Source organism: Haloleucobacter albus (assembly GCF_052492075.1).
The window spans coordinates 69,539-88,290 of the sequence record NZ_JBQWAS010000023.1 but is presented as its reverse complement, the minus strand read 5'-3'; the positions used below and the strand labels follow the sequence as shown (position 1 = coordinate 88,290).

Annotated in this window: 14 protein-coding genes and 1 tRNA gene; 11 read left to right on the top strand and 4 right to left on the bottom strand. The window is 63.0% G+C overall.

The genetic code is table 11. From position 1 onward, the window contains the following. Positions 1 to 99 precede the first annotated feature (99 nt). Complete coding sequence (gene pnp, locus ACT6QH_RS06975; protein ID WP_444974092.1) at positions 100 to 2,265, top strand: polyribonucleotide nucleotidyltransferase; 2,166 nt, start codon at positions 100 to 102, stop codon at positions 2,263 to 2,265. Positions 2,266 to 2,347: 82 nt separating this feature from the next. On the opposite strand, the gene ACT6QH_RS06970 is transcribed toward pnp, so the two are convergent. Both ACT6QH_RS06970 and ACT6QH_RS06965 read right to left on the bottom strand, forming a co-directional pair. Then, on the bottom strand, positions 2,348 to 3,115 hold the full coding sequence (locus ACT6QH_RS06970; protein ID WP_444974091.1) for an SDR family oxidoreductase: 768 nt from the start codon (positions 3,113 to 3,115) through the stop codon (positions 2,348 to 2,350). A gap of 3 nt (positions 3,116 to 3,118) precedes the next feature. Further along, complete coding sequence (locus ACT6QH_RS06965; protein WP_444974090.1) at positions 3,119 to 3,817, bottom strand: GntR family transcriptional regulator; 699 nt, start codon at positions 3,815 to 3,817, stop codon at positions 3,119 to 3,121. Positions 3,818 to 3,963: 146 nt separating this feature from the next. On the opposite strand from ACT6QH_RS06965, the gene ACT6QH_RS06960 reads away from it, so the two are divergent. The 9 genes from ACT6QH_RS06960 to pyk all read left to right on the top strand — a co-directional run bounded on the left by ACT6QH_RS06960 (position 3,964) and on the right by pyk (position 15,583). Next, positions 3,964 to 5,205, top strand: a complete 1,242-nt coding sequence (locus ACT6QH_RS06960; protein WP_444974089.1) for an ABC transporter substrate-binding protein — start codon at positions 3,964 to 3,966, stop codon at positions 5,203 to 5,205. Positions 5,206 to 5,297: 92 nt separating this feature from the next. After that, positions 5,298 to 6,176, top strand: a complete 879-nt coding sequence (locus tag ACT6QH_RS06955; RefSeq protein WP_444974088.1) for a branched-chain amino acid ABC transporter permease — start codon at positions 5,298 to 5,300, stop codon at positions 6,174 to 6,176. A gap of 16 nt (positions 6,177 to 6,192) precedes the next feature. Then, positions 6,193 to 8,706, top strand: coding sequence for a branched-chain amino acid ABC transporter ATP-binding protein/permease (locus ACT6QH_RS06950; RefSeq protein ID WP_444974087.1), 2,514 nt, complete (start codon positions 6,193 to 6,195; stop codon positions 8,704 to 8,706). A gap of 8 nt (positions 8,707 to 8,714) precedes the next feature. After that, complete coding sequence (locus tag ACT6QH_RS06945; protein WP_444974086.1) at positions 8,715 to 9,656, top strand: 3-hydroxyacyl-CoA dehydrogenase; 942 nt, start codon at positions 8,715 to 8,717, stop codon at positions 9,654 to 9,656. 65 nt (positions 9,657 to 9,721) lie between these two features. After that, positions 9,722 to 10,654, top strand: a complete 933-nt coding sequence (gene kce / locus ACT6QH_RS06940) for a 3,5-dioxohexanoate:acetyl-CoA acetone transferase (RefSeq protein WP_444974165.1) — start codon at positions 9,722 to 9,724, stop codon at positions 10,652 to 10,654. A 35-nt stretch (positions 10,655 to 10,689) separates the two neighbouring features. Further along, on the top strand, positions 10,690 to 12,000 hold the full coding sequence (hisD, locus tag ACT6QH_RS06935) for a histidinol dehydrogenase (RefSeq protein ID WP_444974085.1): 1,311 nt from the start codon (positions 10,690 to 10,692) through the stop codon (positions 11,998 to 12,000). Continuing rightward, entirely contained in the window at positions 11,997 to 12,755 is a 759-nt protein-coding gene (locus ACT6QH_RS06930; protein WP_444974084.1) for an SDR family NAD(P)-dependent oxidoreductase, read from the top strand. The genes hisD and ACT6QH_RS06930 overlap by 4 nt, the downstream gene beginning before the upstream one ends. Positions 12,756 to 12,829: 74 nt before the next feature. After that, positions 12,830 to 14,125 (top strand): glycerate kinase type-2 family protein, encoded by a 1,296-nt coding sequence (locus ACT6QH_RS06925; protein ID WP_444974083.1) that lies wholly within the window; start codon positions 12,830 to 12,832, stop codon positions 14,123 to 14,125. Positions 14,126 to 14,152: 27 nt separating this feature from the next. Continuing rightward, positions 14,153 to 15,583, top strand: a complete 1,431-nt coding sequence (gene pyk / locus ACT6QH_RS06920; protein WP_444974082.1) for a pyruvate kinase — start codon at positions 14,153 to 14,155, stop codon at positions 15,581 to 15,583. Between the two features lie 393 nt (positions 15,584 to 15,976). Here the strand turns inward: pyk and ACT6QH_RS06915 are convergent. Next, positions 15,977 to 16,050: transfer RNA gene (locus ACT6QH_RS06915), tRNA-Gln, on the bottom strand. Positions 16,051 to 16,268: 218 nt separating this feature from the next. Between ACT6QH_RS06915 and ACT6QH_RS06910 the strand changes: the two genes are divergently transcribed. Further along, positions 16,269 to 16,490 carry a hypothetical protein gene (locus tag ACT6QH_RS06910; RefSeq protein WP_444974081.1) on the top strand — a complete coding sequence of 74 codons (222 nt, stop codon included), beginning with the start codon at positions 16,269 to 16,271 and terminating at the stop codon, positions 16,488 to 16,490. Positions 16,491 to 16,582: 92 nt separating this feature from the next. Here ACT6QH_RS06910 and pbpC read toward each other — a convergent pair whose 3' ends face one another. Next, positions 16,583 to 18,697 carry a penicillin-binding protein 1C gene (gene pbpC, locus ACT6QH_RS06905; protein WP_444974080.1) on the bottom strand — a complete coding sequence of 705 codons (2,115 nt, stop codon included), beginning with the start codon at positions 18,695 to 18,697 and terminating at the stop codon, positions 16,583 to 16,585. Between the last annotated feature and the right edge of the window lie 55 nt (positions 18,698 to 18,752).

Here is an 18,752-nt window from a genome sequence, read left to right as displayed (position 1 = left end):
GCATCCGCGCTGTGTGAATGGCACTGATGCGCCCAGCCGTCTTGCTCATGGCTCGGCATCCCCCGTCTGCCGCAACGCCCTCAGGAGAAAGACGAAAGCATGTTCGAGATTCACAGCGAAACGCTGGACTGGGGCGGGCAGCCCCTCACTCTCGAGACCGGCAAGATGGCCCGTCAGGCCGACGGTTCCGTGCTGGCGACCTATGGCGACACCAAGGTGCTCGCCACTGTGGTTTCCGCCAAGGAGCCCAAGCCCGGCCAGGACTTCTTCCCCCTGACCGTGAATTATCAGGAAAAGACCTACGCCGCCGGCCGCATTCCCGGTGGTTATTTCAAGCGTGAAGGCCGCCCCTCCGAAAAGGAGACGCTGGTTTCCCGCCTGATCGACCGTCCGATCCGCCCGCTGTTCCCGGCTGGCTACAAGTGCGACACTCAGGTGGTTCTCACCGTGCTGGCGCATGATCTGGAGAATGACCCCGATATCGTGGCCATGGTTGCGGCCTCCGCAGCTCTCACCCTTTCCGGCGTGCCCTTCATGGGCCCGGTGGGTGCGGCGCGCGTCGGCTTCATTGATGGCGAATATGTGCTGAACCCCACCGTTGAAGAGGTGAAGGAGAGCGATCTCGACCTCGTGGTGGCCGGCACATCCGACGCCGTTCTGATGGTGGAATCCGAAGCCAAGGAACTGCCCGAGGAAATCATGCTCGGCGCGGTGATGTTCGGCCATCGCCACTTCCAGCCGGTGATCGAGGCCATCATCCGTCTCGCCGAAAAGGCCGCCAAGGAGCCGCGCGACTTCCAGCCGCTCGACGTCTCCGAAGTGGAAGCCAAGGCGAAGGAGATCGCCGAAGCCGATCTGCGCGCCGCCTACAAGATCCAGAAGAAGCAGGATCGCTACGAGGCTGTCGGCGAGGCCAAGGCCAAGGTCAAGCGCTTCTATGAAGAGCTGGCCCAGACTGGCGCGGCCGTGCCCACGGCGCAGGTCATCGGTGATGTGCTCAAGGCGCTGGAAGCCTCCATCGTGCGATGGAACATTCTCGACGACGGCATCCGCATTGACGGCCGCGATGTGAAGACCGTGCGTCCGATCGTTTCGGAAGCCGGCATCCTGCCGCGCGCCCATGGCTCGGCCCTGTTCACCCGCGGTGAAACGCAGGCGCTGGTCGTGGCGACCCTCGGCACCGGCGAGGACGAGCAGTTCATCGACTCTCTGGAAGGCACCTACAAGGAGCACTTCCTGCTGCACTACAACTTCCCGCCCTTCTCCGTGGGCGAGACCGGCCGCATGGGTTCGCCCGGCCGCCGCGAAATCGGCCATGGCAAGCTGGCCTGGCGCGCCATCCACCCGATGCTGCCGGCCAAGCACGAATTCCCCTACACGCTGCGCGTGGTGTCGGAAATTCTCGAATCCAACGGCTCGTCCTCCATGGCCACCGTCTGCGGCACCTCGCTGGCGCTGATGGATGCCGGCGTGCCGCTGCGTCGTCCGGTTGCGGGCATCGCCATGGGCCTCATCCTTGAGGGTGAGAAGTTCGCAGTGCTGACCGACATCCTCGGCGACGAGGATCACCTCGGCGACATGGACTTCAAGGTGGCTGGCACCGAGAACGGCGTCACCTCCCTGCAAATGGACATCAAGATCGCCGGCATCACCGAGGAGATCATGAAGGTCGCCCTCGCCCAGGCGAAGGATGGCCGCGCGCATATCCTCGGCGAAATGGCCAAGGCGCTCTCCTCCGCCCGTGAGGAACTGGGCGAGCACGCCCCGCGTATCGAGGTGATGCAGATCCCCGTCGACAAGATCCGTGAAGTGATCGGCTCCGGCGGCAAGGTCATCCGCGAGATCGTCGAGAAGACCGGCGCCAAGGTCAATATCGAGGACGACGGCACCATCAAGATCGCCTCCTCGGCCGCAGAGTCGATCAAGGCTGCCATCAACTGGATCAAGTCCATCGTTTCCGAACCGGAAGTGGGCCACATCTATGATGGCACCGTGGTGAAGGTGGTGGACTTCGGCGCCTTCGTGAACTTCTTCGGTTCCAAGGATGGCCTCGTCCATGTCTCCCAGATGGCGAAGGAACGGGTGAACAAGCCCTCCGACGTCGTGAAGGAAGGCGACAAGGTGAAGGTGAAGCTGCTGGGCTTTGATGACCGCGGCAAGACCCGCCTCTCCATGAAGGTGGTGGATCAGGAAACCGGTGAAGATCTCGAGGCCAAGGAAAAGGCCGAGCGTGAAGCCGCCAAGGCCGAGAAGGCTGCGGACTGATCCTTCCGGCTTCAACCGGACAAGACAAAAAGACAAGAGCGGCCTTCAGGGCCGCTCTTGCGTATCTGGGGCCTGGCAGCTCTCAAGCGAGCATCCGCGTATCCCCACAGACGGAAACCGCCTGCCCTGAAATCGTCCGCCCCGTCCGGCCCGCCAGAAACAGCACCTGATCGGCGATCTGCTCCGGGGCGACATATTCCTTGATGGATGTGTAGGAAAAAGCCTCGGCCTCCACCTCCACAAAACCCCGTCCCTGGCGCTGGGCCTTGGCCTCCAGCACACGCCGCTGACGCGCACCCGCCACCAGACCCGGCAGAATCGCATTCACGCGGATGCCATCCTCTCCCAGTTCGATGGCGAGTGATTTGGTGAGGCCGATCACCCCCCATTTGGCAGCGGCATAGGGGGTACGCATCGCAAAGCCGACACGCCCGGCAACCGAAGACAGATTGATGATGGAGGCATTGGCGCTTTCACGCAGCGCACCAACGGCATGAGATGCCGTGAGAAACTGGCTGGTGAGCACAATACGCAGGCAGCGCTCCCAGTCTGTCAGGTCGATATCCTCCACCCGTGCCGTAGGGCCCGCGATCCCGGCATTGTTCACCAGACAATCCAGCCCCCCCATCTGCGCAATGGCAAAATCCACAAAGCCTGTCAGCGCCTGCGAATCGGAGACATCCACCTCACGCGTGAGAATGCCCTCAGGCAGAGTGGAGAGCGCTTCAGCATCAATATCGCAGACCGCCAATTGAGCGCCTTCGGCCAGAAAGCCCTCGACAATGGCCCGGCCGATCCCGCCCGCCCCTGCCGTGACAAGCACTTTTGCGCCCTTCAATCCCAGTTCCATGCGTCACTCCTCCCCTGCCCTTGTGGGCAATGTATTTTTCAGGATGAATTCGAACGCCCCGCGAATATCGCACTCCACCGCATCAGCCGCTGCAATGGCATCGCCCTTGCGCAAGCCCTCAAGCATGGCGTGATGGGCGGATACCGAGAGCGCATTGCGCTGCCGGCGCGAGGGCTGGCCCAGATCCAGATTGATGATCGGCCCGGCCTTCAGCCAGTTGATAGTGGTGAGGTGCAGAAGGGTCGGGGAATCCGCGCCCTCATAGAGGCAGAAATGAAACTGCTTGTTGAGCTGAACCGCCCCCGGCGCTGAAGGATCGGACATGGCCTGCACAAAGCGGGCATTGATGTCTTCCAGCCGGGCCAGGCGCTCCGGCGTCATGCGCTCGGCGGCTTTGCGCACGGCTTCGCGTTCCAGAAGGATGCGGGTTTCCGTCAGATCCCGAAACTCTTCGGGCGAGAGCAGCTTCACCATGATGGCGCGATTACGCTCCACCGTCAGCGCGCCCTGCGCCACCAGCCGGCTCACGGCATCGCGAACGGGCATGGCGGAGACGCCCAGCTGTTCGGCCAGCTCGCGGATGGAGGTGCGGTCCTCCGGGCGCAGCGTGCCATCCAGCAACATCTCGCACAGCGTGTCATGCACCTGTTCCGTGAGCGAACGATCCCGCACCGGCAATTTCGCGATGGATGCCTTGTTCATGCTCCCTCCAACGTCACTCTTTACGCGACTCAGGTGATTGACAGCTTCATATGCGACGATAGTATGATCTGAGATCACAGTACAGATCAGGCACCCATAAAGGGGCCTAATAAACTGATAAAAAACAATATTCTGGAGGAAACCCCATGGCGAACCCCATCAGCAGGCGCATGTTTCTGGGCACCACCGCAGCGGCCGTCGGCGCATTGGCCATGCCGCCAGTGCTGCGCGCGCAATCCGGCCCCATCATTATCGGCCACCTCACCCCGCGCACCGGATTCCTCGGTCCGATGGGCGAATATGCCGTGATGGCGGCAGATCTCGCGGTGGAGGAAATCAACGCCAAGGGCGGCGTTCTGGGCCGCCAGATTCAGCTGGTGAAGGAAGATTCCATCAACCCGCAAACCGCCACCACCAAGGCGGAACGCATGATCGAGCGGGATAAGGTGGTGGCCATTCTGGGTGAAATCTCATCGGCCTCCGCCCTCAGCATCGGGCAGATCGCCCAGCGCTCCAACCGCCTGTTCATCAATACCGGCGCGAATTCCGATACGCTGCGCGGCGCAGACTGCAAGCGCAACATGTTCCATACGGAAGCGCAAAATGTCATGTATGTGAATGGCGAGGGTGAGTATCTGCTCTCCAATAATCTTGTGAAAGGCAAGACATGGTACATGCTCAGCGCAGATTATGCTTTCGGACATGATCTGCGCAAGGCGGCACTTGCCTTTCTGGAACGCAATGGCGGCAAGCTGGTGGGTGATGAACTTGTGCCCACCGATGCCGGCGACTTCTCCTCCTATATGCTGAAGATCAACGCCGCGAAGCCCGATGTCGTCATCCTGAACCTCGCCGGCACGCAGCAGGCCGGCTTCTTCAAGCAATATGGCGAATTCGGCCTCAACTTCCCCCTTGGCGGTTTTGACTTCAACACCTCCATGGCCTGGGCGGCGGGTGCAGAAAACTTCCGTGGCACATGGCCCTGTGTGTGGACGCACCAGGTGGATACCGAAGCCTCCCAGCGCTTCGCCAAGGCCTTCTGGACCAAATATGGCCGCCCGCCGGAAAACCAGGCCTGGAGCGATTATGTTGCGGTGAATATTCTGGCTCAGGCCATCGAGAAGACCGGCGGCACGAAAACCGAGGATCTCATCGCCTATCTGGAATCGGATGATGCGGAATTCGATATTCTGAAGCAGCGCAAGGGGCGTTTCTCCAAGGATAGCCACCAGCTTCTTCAGGAAGTCTACGCCGTCACAGCGCTTCCGCCGAATGAAGTGAAGAACAAGTGGGACATCTTCACCACCTCCGGCCCCATTCCCGCCGCCGACAAGCCCCTGAGCATTCTCACTGAAGGCCAGGTGGGCGGCAGCTGCACCTTCGGCTGAAGCCTTCCACTCTTCCATCTTTTCACACAGCGCAGCGGCGTCAGCACAAGGCTGGCGCCGCACGGCTCCGCATGTCCGGGAGACCCCAACCCATGTCGGCGATGCTGTTCGCGTCACAACTTCTGAACGGGTTGCTTGACGGGTTTTATTACCTGCTCATCGCGCTCGGTCTGTCCCTCATCTTTTCCCTGGGTGGCATCGTCAATCTGGCCCATGGTGCCTTCTTCGCCATTGGCGCCTATCTGGCGCTGGTGCTCACGCCCCATATCGGCTTTTTCGGCGCGCTCATCGTAGCCCCGCTTGTCGTCGCTGCGCTGGCCGTGGTGGTGGAACGCCTGCTCTTCACCCGTTTCTACCGGGTGGACCCGCTCTATTCCCTGCTGCTGACCTTCGGCCTGGCCATGATTATCGAACAGGCCCTGCGCTGGATCTTCGGTGCATCACCGCAAGCCTACAGCATGCCATCGGCCCTGCGCGGGCAAATCTTCTTCGGTGATTTCATCTATTCGCGCTACCGCCTGTTCCTCATCGGCATCGCCATTGCCGCTGTGGGCGCGCTGTGGCTGCTGCTCAACCGCACGGCATTCGGACGCATCGTGCGGGCGGGTATCCAGAACCCGGATATCCTCGGCACGCTGGGCATCTCCCTGCGCCCCTATCTCTCCGCTGTTGCGGCCATCGCCATCGGGCTTGCGGGGCTCGCCGGCGTGCTGCTGGCCCCCATTCACCCTGTCCACCCGATGATGGGGGCGGAAGTCATCGTCGCTGCTTTCGTGGTGGTGGTCATTGGCGGCCTCGGCTCCTTCTGGGGTGTGGTTGTGGCGGCCATTCTGGTCGGTCTGGTCAAGGGGATGATGATCGGCATCGGCCTCTCCCAATTCTCCATGCTCGCCATCTATCTGCTCATGTTCCTCGTGCTGCTGGTGCGGCCACGCGGGCTGATGGGCGAACGCATCACGCGTTTTGAATGAAGCGGAGATCATCACGATGAAAAAGCATCTTCCGCTTCTGGCGGCTGCCCTTTTCCTGATTGTCATGCCTTTTGTGCTGCATCTGCTGGGCCTTGGGGCAAGTTCGGCGATCGAAGTCGTCATTTTTGCACTGGCTGCGCTGGGGCTGAATATTCTGGCCGGCTATACCGGGCAGGTATCGTTCGGCCATGGCGCATGGTTCGGCCTTGGCGCTTATGCCGCCGGGCTCACGGCACTGGCGCTGCCGGGCCACGCCTTCATTCTGCCGCTGCTGGTGGCGGTGATTGTCACCATGGTGACGGCCGCCATCTTCGGCTTCTTCATGCTGCGCCGACGCGGCGTCTATTTCTCGCTGATGACGCTGGCGCTCAGCGCCATGTCCTTCCAGCTGGCCTACCGCTGGACGGACCTGACAGGCGGCGAAAACGGCCTGGGCGGCATTGAGCGCCCCATCTGGGCCGGCGTCGATTTCAACGACAACTGGAATTACTATGTGCTCGTCGCCGTGCTGGCCATGACGGTGGCTTATGCGGTGTGGCGTTTCCTGCATTCGCCGGTGGGCACGGTTCTGGTCTCCATTCGCGAGAATGAAGGGCGAGCCGTGGCGCTGGGCTACCGGGTGGCCCATTACAAGCTGGTGGCCTTCATCGCCTCGGCCTCCGTCACCGCGCTGGCCGGTGTGCTGCTGCTCTACAAGAACAGGCTGACATCGGCAGAACCCATGTCCGTGCTGTTCTCGGGCGAATTGCTGGCCATGGTGGTCATCGGCGGCATGCGCGGCTTCATGGGGCCGGCCCTTGGCGCACTCTTCTACGTGCTCTTCCGTGAATATCTCTCCATCTATACTGAAAACTGGCTGATCTGGTTCGGCATCATCTTTGTGGGCTTCGTGCTGTTCGCGAAGGAGGGGTTGATCGGCATTGGCGCACAGCTGCGCCAGCATTTCCTCCCCGGCCCCTCCATGGCTGCGGCCATGGCCGGGCGCTCCACCCGGAAGCAGCCCTTGCCCGCCTCGCTGCGCGCCCGGCAGGATGGCATCGAGAATGTGCTGGTGGCAGAAGGCATCAGCAAGAAATTCGGCGAGTTTCTGGCTGTTGATGGCGTTTCGCTTGGCGTGCGTGACCGCACATTGCATGCGCTGATCGGCCCGAATGGGGCTGGCAAGACGACAGCTTTCAACCTGCTCACCGGCGTTCTGCCACCCACCTCCGGCAAGGTCACGCTGTGCGGGAATGATGTCTCCGGGCGCAGTGCGGATATTATCGCCAATCAGGGTCTGGGCCGTTCGTTTCAGATCACCAACCTGTTCCCCACATTGACAGTGGGCGAAAATATCCGTCTGGCGGTGCAGGCGCACCATGGCTCCCGCATCAATCCGCTGCGGGATGCCGACCATGTGCCGGAAGTGGCGGAACGCACCCGTGAGATCATCGCCTGGGTGGGACTTGCCGGCATGGAGGAGGCCCGCGCCGACTCCCTCTCCTATGGCGGGCAACGCCTGCTGGATCTGGGGCTGGCGCTGGCCACCTCACCCCGCATCCTTCTGGCGGATGAGCCGCTGGCCGGGCTTTCCGTGGCCGAGCGCGAGCGTGTGGGCAATCTCATCAAGGAGGTGTCCGGCAACATTCCCGTGCTGCTGGTGGAGCATGATATCGACCGGGTGTTCGATCTTGCCGATCATGTCACCGTCATGAATGAAGGCAAGGTGCTGCTGGATGGCACCGTGGCCGATGCCCGCTCTTCCGAGCAGGTGCGGGAGATCTATATCGGCTCCGGCACCAGTGCAGTGGCGGCCTCCGCCCGGCAGGGCAGCGGCTCCATGGAGCAGGTGGTGGCGCTGGACAAGGTGAATGTCCATTATGGCAAGAGCCACATCCTGCATGATGTCTCTCTGGATATCCGCAAGAATGAGATCCTTGCGCTGCTGGGCCGCAACGGGGCCGGAAAATCCACCCTGCTCAAGGCGCTGACGGGGATTGTGACACCCTCTTCTGGTTCCATCCGGCTGGGCGAGAAGGAACTGGCGGGCCTGTCCAGCGCAGCTATCTCGCGTTCCGGCATCAGCTATGTGCCACAGGGCCGCGGCCTGTTTGCCGGCATGACGGTGCGGGAAAATCTCGAACTCGGGCGGCTGCGCCGTATCACCGGGGCGGGCAGCCATTGGACGCTGGATGAGATCTTCCAGTATTTCCCGCGCCTGAAGGAGCGTCTGGATACCGATGCCGACCGCCTCTCCGGGGGTGAGCAGCAGATGGTGGCCGTGGCCCGCGCCCTCTCCGGCGACACACGGGTACTGCTGCTGGATGAGCCCTTTGAGGGGCTGGCCCCGGCCGTGGTGGAACAGCTTTTCCGCACCTTCGACAGCCTGCGGGACATGCTCTCCATCGTCATTGTCGATCACAATCTCGATCTCGCCCTCGCCCTCTCGGACCGGACCGTCGTGCTCGAAATGGGCCGCGTCCTGCATGAGGTGCCCTCGCGCAATCTGGCGAACGATATCGAATTGCGGCGCGAACTGCTGTGGATGTGAGGAAAACCATGTCTTCAATTGCAATTGCGGGGGCCGGTCTCATCGGCCGCTCATGGGCCTATGTGTTCGCCCGCGCCGGCATGGATGTGCGGGTGTGGGACCCTAAGCCCGAGGTTCTGGACCGGCTCGATGCGGATATCCGCGCCATGCATGAAAAGGCCATCCTGCACGCTTGTGCCGGCGCGGACCCACAGGGCCTGCCGGGCCGCATCCGTGCCTGCACCCGGCTGGAAGACGCGCTGGAGGGCGCCAGTCTGGTGCAGGAGAACGGGCCGGAAATTCTGGAGATCAAACAGGCACTGTTCGCGGATCTGGACCGGCTGGCGCAGAAGGAGACCATTCTTGCCTCCTCCAGTTCGGCCCTGATGGCTTCGGCCTTCTGTTCCGGGCTAGAGGGGCAGGCGCGCTGTCTCGTTGGCCATCCGGTCAACCCTCCGCATCTGGTGCCGGTGGTGGAAATTTCCCCCATGCCCGAAACCGCGCCGGCCGTGGTGGAACAGGCCGCCGCGCTCTATCGCGCGGCCGGTCAGGTGCCGGTGAAGCTGCATCGGGAGATGGACGGCTTCGTGCTCAACCGCCTTCAGGCTGTAGTGCTGGCTGAGGCCCTGCGCCTGATCGCCGAGGGCGTCGTCTCCCCCGAGGGGCTGGATGACACCATCCGCCACGGGCTGGGCCGGCGCTGGGCCTTCATGGGGCCGATGGAAACCATCCACCTCAACGCACCCGGCGGCATTCCCGATTATCTGGAACGTTATGGCCCCACCATGGCGCGTCTGGCCGATGACGCCGCCCGTGGAGAAGCCTTTAGCCCCGAGGCCGCCCGCCGCGCCGCCGAAGGGTTCCGTACCGATGATGCCGAAAAGATCCGCGCCCGCCAGGAATGGCGGGATGGGGAGCTGGCCGCGCTCGACCGGCATCTGCGGAACCGCGCCTCTCACAAGATTGCATGACTCATATCACGCCAGATGGCACGGCCCGAACCGTGCCCGCCGTGCGTCTCAGGAAGGAAAAGCCCATGGCAGCCCGCAACAACAAAGTCATCATCACCTGCGCGGTGACTGGTGCCATCCACACCCCCTCCATGTCCCCGGCCCTGCCGGTGACGGCGGCTCAGATCGCCCGCGCCTCCATTGAGGCCGCCGAGGCTGGCGCATCCGTCATCCATCTGCATGCCCGCAACCCGGAAGACGGCAGCCCGGACCAGAGCCCTGAAGCCTTCGCGCCCTTTCTCTCCGTCATCAAGCAGAGCACGGATGCGGTCGTGAACATCACGACAGGCGGCGCACCCACCATGCCGATTGACGAGCGCATTCGCCCCGCCCTCACCTTTCAGCCGGAACTGGCCTCGCTGAACATGGGCACCATGAATTTCGGCCTGTTCCCCATGCTCAACCGCTTCAAGGATCTGGAGCATGAGTGGGAGCGGGAGTATCTCTCCAACAAGAATATCATCTTCCGCAACACGTTTGGGGATATCGAGCGGGTGATGCAGACTCTCGGCGCGAATGGAACGCGCTTCGAGTTTGAATGTTACGACACCGCTCATTTGTACAATCTGAAGCATTTTCATGATGCCGGACTGGTGAAGGGCCCGCTCTTCATCCAGACCGTGTTCGGCCTGATGGGCGGTATTGGCGCGCATCCTGATGACGTGCTGCACATGAAACGCACCGCAGACCGACTGTTCGGCGAGGACTATCGCTGGTCAGTTCTGGGGGCCGGACGCCACCAGATGACGATTGCCGCCATGGCTGCGGTCATGGGTGGAAACGTGCGTGTGGGGCTGGAGGATTCCCTGTGGGCCGGGCCCGGCATCGCCGCGCAAAGCAATGCCCAGCAGGTGCGCATGGTGCGCCAGATCATTGAGGGGCTGGGGCTTGAAATCGCCACCCCCGATGAAGCGCGCGAGATGCTGGCCCTCAAGGGCGGCGATGCCGTCGGCTTCTGAACTCTGGAACATTGCGGCTTTATGGGAGAAGGACCATGGCCATCAACTATCTGAAGCGCGGAAAATCCGAAGCGGAACGCTCCACCGATGATGCGCAGGTGCGCCAGACGGTGGAAGCCGCCCTCGCCGATATCGAGACCCGTGGCGATGCGGCAGTGCGCGAGATGAGCGCACGCTTCGACAAATACGAGCCTGCTGCCTTTCGCCTGAACAAAGAAGAGATCGAACGGCTGGTGGCCAGTGTCACCCCGCGGGATCTGGAAGATATCCGCTTCGCGCAGGAGCAGGTGCGCAATTTCGCCCGTGCCCAGCGCGCCAGTATGCTGGATGTGGAAGTGGAGACGCTGCCCGGCGTCATTCTTGGCCACAAGCATATTCCGGTGCAGTCCGTGGGCTGTTATGTGCCCGGCGGCAAATTCCCCATGGTGGCCTCGGCGCATATGTCGGTTGTCACTGCGGCGGTGGCCGGCGTGCCCCGCATCATCGCCGCCACACCCCCCTTCAAGGGTGAGCCGAATGCTGCCGTCATCGCGGCCCTGCACCTGGGCGGCGCGCATGAAATCTACGTAATGGGCGGTATTCAGGCCATTGGCGCGATGGCCCTCGGCACCCAGACCATCCAGCCGGTGGATATGCTGGTGGGGCCCGGCAATGCCTTTGTTGCGGAAGCCAAGCGCCAGTTGTTCGGGCGGGTGGGCATTGATCTGTTCGCCGGCCCCACCGAAACGCTGGTGATCGCCGATGACACCGTGGATGCGGAAATGTGCGCCACGGACCTTCTCGGTCAGGCCGAACATGGCTTCAACTCGCCGGCCGTGCTCATCACCAATTCCCGCCGCCTGGCCGAAGAAACCATGGCCGAGGTGGGGCGCCTGCTCACCCTTCTGCCCACCGCCGCCACCGCCTCTGCCAGTTGGCGCGATTATGGCGAGGTGATTGTGTGCGACAGCTATGAGGAGATGCTGGCCACCGCCGAGGACATCGCCTCCGAACATGTGCAGGTGATGACACAGCGCGATGACTGGTTTCTGGACAAGATGACCAGCTATGGCGCGCTCTTCCTCGGCCCGCGCACCAATGTGGCCAATGGCGACAAGGTGATTGGCACCAACCACACTTTGCCCACGCGCAAGGCCGGCCGCTATACGGGTGGGCTGTGGGTGGGCAAGTTCATCAAGACCCACTCCTACCAGCGCATCCTCACCGATGAGGCGGCGGCGCAGATTGGCCGCTATTGCTCGCGCCTGTGCATGCTGGAAGGCTTTGTGGGCCATGCCGAACAGGCAAATGTGCGCGTGCGCCGTTATGGCGGCGACAATATTCCTTATGGAAAGGCAGCAGAATGACCCCCATGCCGAATTTCTCGCTGGAAGGAAAGAGCGCGCTCATCACCGGCGCAGGGCGGGGCATTGGCCGCGCCATTGCCGATGTCTATGCTCAGGCTGGCGCGCATGTCTTTCTGTGTGCACGTACCCGCACCGAGGTGGAGGCGGCCGCTGCCGAACTCACGGCCGCCGGCTACAAGGCCGAGGCCCGCGCCTGTGACGTGACGGATGTCGCCGCTTTCCGGGCCATGGTGGAACAGCTTCCCCGGCTGGATGTGTTCGTCAACAATGCCGGCGTCAACCGCCCCAAGCCCCAGCTTGAGGTGACGGAAGAAGACTTTGACGCCGTGGTGGACCTGAACCTGCGCGGGGCCTTCTTCGCCCTGCAATCCGTCACCCGCAAGATGGTGGCGGAAGGCGGAAAGGCATCGGTCATCAACATGTCCTCGCAGATGGGCCATATTGGCTGCGAGAACCGCTCGCTCTACTGCGCCACAAAATGGGCGTTGGAGGGGCTGACGAAATCTGTCGCGGTAGAGCTGGCACCGCACAATATCCGCGTCAACACCATCTGCCCCACCTTCATCGAAACAGCGCTGACCAAGCCCTATTTCGAGAACCCCGAATTCCTTGATTTCTGCATGTCGAAGATCAAGGTCGGCCGGCTCGGGCAGGTGGATGACATTACCGGCGCGGCGCTCTATCTGGCCTCCGAGGCTTCCGCCCTCATGACCGGCAGCGCCATGATGCTGGATGCGGGCTGGACCGCCGACTGACATGATACAACAGCCGGGCAGCCCGCCTGCCCGGCGCCATTCGCCCCAATTACCCACCACCGGAAGGACAAGCGATGGACCGGAATGCGCCGGAAGGCTGGACAGACGACCGCGCCAGAGCTTTTCTGCGCGGCCTGTTCGATGTCGCCATTCACAGCGCCGCCCCGCAGGAATCTGTCATGCGTCATCTGCCAGCGCGCCCCAAGGGGCGCTGCGTGGTGGTGGGAGCCGGCAAGGCCTCTGCCGCCATGGCCGCCGCTGTGGATGCCGCATGGCCGGATGTCGACCTTTCCGGCCTTGTCGTCACCCGTTACGGCCATGCCGTGCCCACCGGGCGCATTCGCATTCTGGAAGCCGCCCATCCCGTGCCGGATGATGCCAGCGTGGTTGCCGCCCGCGCCATCATGGAAGCCGTGCAGGGCCTTGGACCGGATGACCTGGTTCTGGCGCTCATCTCCGGCGGGGGCTCGGCCCTGCTATGCCTACCCGCCGGCCAGATGAGCCTTGATGACAAGCGCGCCATCAACAGCGCCCTGCTGCGAAGCGGAGCCACGATTTCCGAAATGAACCTGCTGCGCAAGCAGCTGTCCGCCATCAAGGGCGGACGACTGGCGCAGGCTGCACGCCCGGCGCAGCTGGTGACGCTGGTGATTTCCGATGTGCCGGGTGATGACCCGGCCATCATCGCCTCCGGCCCCACCGTGCCGGATACGGGCACCCGCGCACAGGCGCGTGCACTGGTCGCGCGCCTGAAGCTGGATCTGCCGCCTGCCGCCCGCGCTGTTCTGGATACGCCGGACGAGACAGGGCCGGATGCCGCGCCCCCCTCACCAGCGCCGGATGTTCGCCTCATCGCCGCACCGGCCCTTTCGCTTCAGGCGGCGGCGCAGGCGGCGCAGGCGTCAGGCGTCACGCCACTCATACTGGGCGATGCGCTGGAGGGAGAGGCGCGGGAACTGGGCACGGTGATGGCCGGCATTGCCCGCGCGGTGCGCAGCCATGGGCACCCTGTCCGCCCGCCGGCGGTGCTGCTTTCCGGTGGCGAAACCACCGTGACCATCGGCCCCGAAGGCCATGGCAAGGGGGGACGCAATACGGAGTGCCTTCTGGGCCTCGCCCTTGCTTTGCAAGGCGCGCCCGGCATATGGGCCATGGCCGGAGACAGTGATGGCATTGACGGCACCGAGGATGCTGCCGGCGCGCTCATCGCCCCCGATACGCTCACCCGCGCCAGCGCCGCCAAGCTGGATGCCCGCGCCCTTCTGGCGAACCATGACAGCTACACCCTGTTCAACGGGCTGGGCGATCTGATCCACACCGGCCCGACCCTGACCAATGTGAATGATATTCGCGCCATACTGATCGTCTGAGGGAGGCGGCTTTGGCCGCAACATGCCATGCTCCGCAATCGCCGCACCAAGATTGTCGCCACCGTCGGGCCAGCCTGTGCGCAGCCGGAGATGCTGAAGGCCCTGTATCTGGCCGGCGTCGATACATTCCGCATGAATTTCAGCCATGGCACGCATGAGGACCATGCCCGCGTGCATGCCGCCCTGCGGGCGCTGGAGACGGAAACCGGACGCCCCATCGGCATTCTCCAGGATCTGCAAGGGCCCAAAATCCGCATCGGCCTGCTTCAGGATGGGCCTCTGACGGTGGAGAAAGGCGAAAAGCTGCGCTTCGTTCTGGGAGATGCGCCGGGAGGGCGCTTCTCCATTCCGCTCCCGCATCCTGAAATTTTCGCCGCCATTGCACCGGGGCAGGATCTGCTGATTGATGACGGCCGCGTGCGGGTACGGGTTACTTCAGCCGAAACCGACACCATTGACGCCGAAGTAAGGGTGGGTGGCCCGCTTTCCAACCACAAGGGCGTGAACCTGCCTGGAACGGCGCTCAACCTTTCGCCTCTCACCCGGAAGGACCGGGCAGATCTCGAGTTCGGCCTGTCTCTGGGCATGGATTGGGTGGCGCTCTCCTTCGTACAGCGCCCGGCAGACCTGATCGAAGCGCGCGGCCTTATCGGCGAGCGGGCCGGCCTTCTGGCCAAGATCGAGAAGCCATCTGCGCTGGAGCATATTGACGACATCATTCGCCTGTCCGACGCGATCATGGTGGCCCGTGGCGATCTGGGCGTGGAAATTCCGAACGAGGAAGTTCCGGGCCGTCAGAAGGAATTGGTGCGCGCCTGCCGGCTGGCCGCCAAGCCGGTGATTGTGGCCACGCAGATGCTGGATTCCATGGTCACCTCCCCAACGCCAACGCGGGCCGAGGTTTCCGATGTCGCCACCGCCATTTATGATGGGGCCGACGCCGTGATGCTCTCGGCAGAATCTGCGGCCGGCGCCTATCCGGTGGAGGCCGTGCAGATGATGGATCGCATCATCCATTCCACCGAGCATCACAAGCTGTATCCCTCCATTCTTGCCTCGTCCGCACCGGGCGAAGAGGATTCCCCGCCCCATGCGGTGGCTGCTGCGGCCGCCATGCTGGCAGAGAGCATTCATGCCGCCGCGATTGTGGGGTTCACCTCACGCGGCGCAACTGCCGCCCGCATCGCCCGCAAGCGCACAAATGTGCCGATTGTGGCCATGACACCGGATCTGGCCGTGGCCCGCCGAGCCAATCTGTTATGGGGGGCTTACAGCGTCCACGCACCGGATATCCGCTCTTATGACGAGATGGTGCAATCTGCCGAAAATGTTCTGATGCGCGAGCAGGTTGCAGAACCCGGCGCGCTGGCGGTGGTGGTGGCCGGCATTCCCTTCGGCCATGCGGGCAGCACCAACAATATCCGTGTCATCCGCATCTCATCACAACATCCCGCATAGCGCGAACGGGGGAACAATCCGGGATCGTGAGGCGTGCTCATCATCCTGAACATGCCCCCTCACGACGAAGAACCAGATGAACGCCTGCCCAGAACGCCTGCCCAGAACCCCTGCCCAGAACCCCTGCCCAAGCTGGCATATCCGGTCTGATCTTCCATGATTTGGAAGCACCGCAGTGCTACGGCTTGCGCTCGCCGGGGCTACAGAGGCTGAAACAACCAGATGTCTGAAGAACGTGTCAGCCATATTGGATGCGCACGATCTGTCTCGCGATACAGGGCTGGCGAAGAGCGCTGTAGCGAAGCTCGAAAGGAGAACGAAGCCTGTAAATGGCCTGTAAAACGGCCATCATCTTCCGACTTCGAAACTGCTATTTATTTTTGGAAAATCAAATGGCTGGGGAACCAGGATTCGAACCTGGATTAACGGAGTCAGAGTCCGCGGTTCTACCGTTGAACTATTCCCCACCATGACAATCGCTGATTTTTGGTGACAGCGACATCCGCCCTAAGCTTGCGCCCGGAACTGATGGGGTGTTTACCCGAGTGAATTCGCCCTGTCTACCCCCAAGCGAATTATCCACAAGCGCTCCGACATTCAAAGCTCGCAATGCTGTCATGCAAAAGCAGCTATGTTGCATCGCGCGGCCATCTCCTATCTTCCTCCTCAGGAATGGAGATTGGAAATGGCTTCGATCGCTGCAAACACCGTTTTGGGCGAAGCACCTCGCGAGCATGTCGGTGGTGTGGTGAAGTCCTTTTTCTCTGCCCTCGCAAAGCAGCGCAAGGCTACAGCCCGTTATGGCGATATCGCCCATGTCGGGATGTTCGGCGCCCCGCTGTTTCGCCATGAGGGTGAGCGCCAGAGCGCTGCCATTTCTCAGGATTTCAAGCGCGCTGAGCATTGAGATCAGGGTTTTTGTGAATTTATCTTCGAGTTTCCTCCCAGAGACTTCACCCCGCCGGCTGCAAAGCTCGGCGGGTTTTCTTTTTTCGGCAGCTATTCCACCCGCACGGTCACGCTGTCGCTCATCCCTTCTGCATCTATCACCGTGAGGCGGGTAAAACCTGTACCGCGCGGTGACCAGAACAGGATGCGCCGGTTCTCCGCACGGGCAATGGGCGCACCATCCAGAAGCAGGGTCAGCGGCAAGATGCCGCCTTCCACCTTCAGCACAAGGGAGGCTTCTGCGCCGCCGGCATCAAGCCGTGCTCCATCGGGCGGGAAAACCACCTGCACGCCATTGTCCGCCGTCGCCCCGAACTGGCGTTGCGGCGGTGGCAGACGTGCATTTCCGGCCAGCAGAGCCCCGCGCGGGGCTGGCGGCAGGGGCGCGGGCTGGCGGGTGATGCGCGCAAAGGCATCGAACAGCAATGGCGCGGCGGCGGAACGCCCCGTGAGGCCCGGCACCGGCTGTCCATCGGGCCGCCCCACCCACACAGCAACAGTGCGCCGCCCGTCAAACCCCACAGCCCAGCTGTCGCGATAGCCGTAGGATGTGCCGGTCTTGAAGGCGATCCGGCCTGCCATGCCATGAGCCGGGGCGGGCGTGCCCAGCAGGCAACGGGCCGTATACCAAGCCGCAACCGGCCCCACAAAAGGGGCCTGTGGCGCGGCCAGTATCTCCTCATCCATGCGGAAGCGCAGGGATTTTGCCTCACCCCCCCGCGCCAGAGTGCTATACAACATGGCCAGATCCGTCAGGCGCATCCCCACGCCGCCCAGCCCCATGGGGAGGGCCGGCGCGGCCCCTGCCGGCAGCTCCAGCCCCGCCCCCACCTGCTGGAGATGGCTGGCCAGACGCTGCGGACCGACCACATCCAGCAGGCGCACCACCGGCACATTCAGCGACCATTGCAAAGCCCGGCACACGGACACCGTGCCGTGAAAACCCTTGTCGAAATTTTCCGGCCGCCATGCGCCGAAGCGAACGGGCCTGTCCGCAATCAGGGTTTCCGGGTGAGCGATGCCATCATCAAAAGCCATCGCATAGATGAAGGGCTTGAGCGTAGAGCCCGGCGAGCGCACGGCGCGGGCCAGATCCACCTCCCCTGCCCGGCTCCTGTCAAAGAAATCCGCTGCACCCACATAAGCCCGCACTTCAGCGCTGGCATTGTCCACCACCATGATGGCTGCGGAAAGTCCGCGCCCCAGCGCCTGCGTTCGACCCCGCGCCAGCTCTTCCAGTTGCGCCTGCAGGGGCGCATCCAGCGTGAGCGGATGGCGCGTCAGCGCCGGGCGGGCTGAAAGCTGCTGCTGCGCCAGATGCGGGGCCAGAGCCGGCATGGGCAGGCGGCCTGAAGGCATGGGCTCACGCCGGGCCAGGCGCACCTCATCAGCAGAAACCACACCTTCTGCCAGCAGCCGGTCCAGCACACGGTTGCGCGCCGCCAGAGCCTGCCGTGGCTGGCGATCCGGCCGGCGTGCTTCGGGAGACTGGGGTAGCGCCACCAGAAGCGCCGCCTCCCCCAGAGAGAGACGATGCGGCTCCTTGCCGAAATAGGTAAGCGCGGCCGCCCGCACGCCTTCAATATTGCCGCCATAAGGTGCAAGCGTGAGATAGAGTGAGACAATCTCCGGCTTGGATAATCGCGCTTCCAGTTCCAGCGCACGGCGCATCTGGGCCAGCTTCGCGCCCAGTGTGCGCGGGCGTGGCTGTTCCAGCAGGCGCGCCACCTGCATGGTGAGGGTTGAACCGCCGGACACCACCCGCCCTTCAAAAACCATCTGCATGGCGGCCCGGCCCAGCGCCAGCACATCAATGCCGCCATGAGAACGAAAACGCTTGTCCTCATAAGCTTCCAGAAGGGTGATGAATCGCGGGTCCACATCCTCAAGCCGGGCCGCCAGTCGCCAGCGCCCATCCGGCAGGGAGAAGGGACGCAACAGGCGCCCCTCCCTGTCCACCACCTCTCGGGAGACATCCGGCTGCGGTGGCAGCGGGGCAGAAGCCTGCACGTAAGCCCGCATCCCCAGAAGGCCGGCAAAGCCTCCCGCCGCCAGCAGCAGCACGACCATACCGGCAAACAGCAGTGTGCGCCGCCCTCTCCGACAGAGGCGGGAAGGATCGCCCTGATCCCTGCCGGATTTCAGGAACCCCTTCAGAAAACCCATGGGCGCACCTTATCCTGCGGAGGCAGGCAAGCACCGCAGATCTGCCCGCCCCATC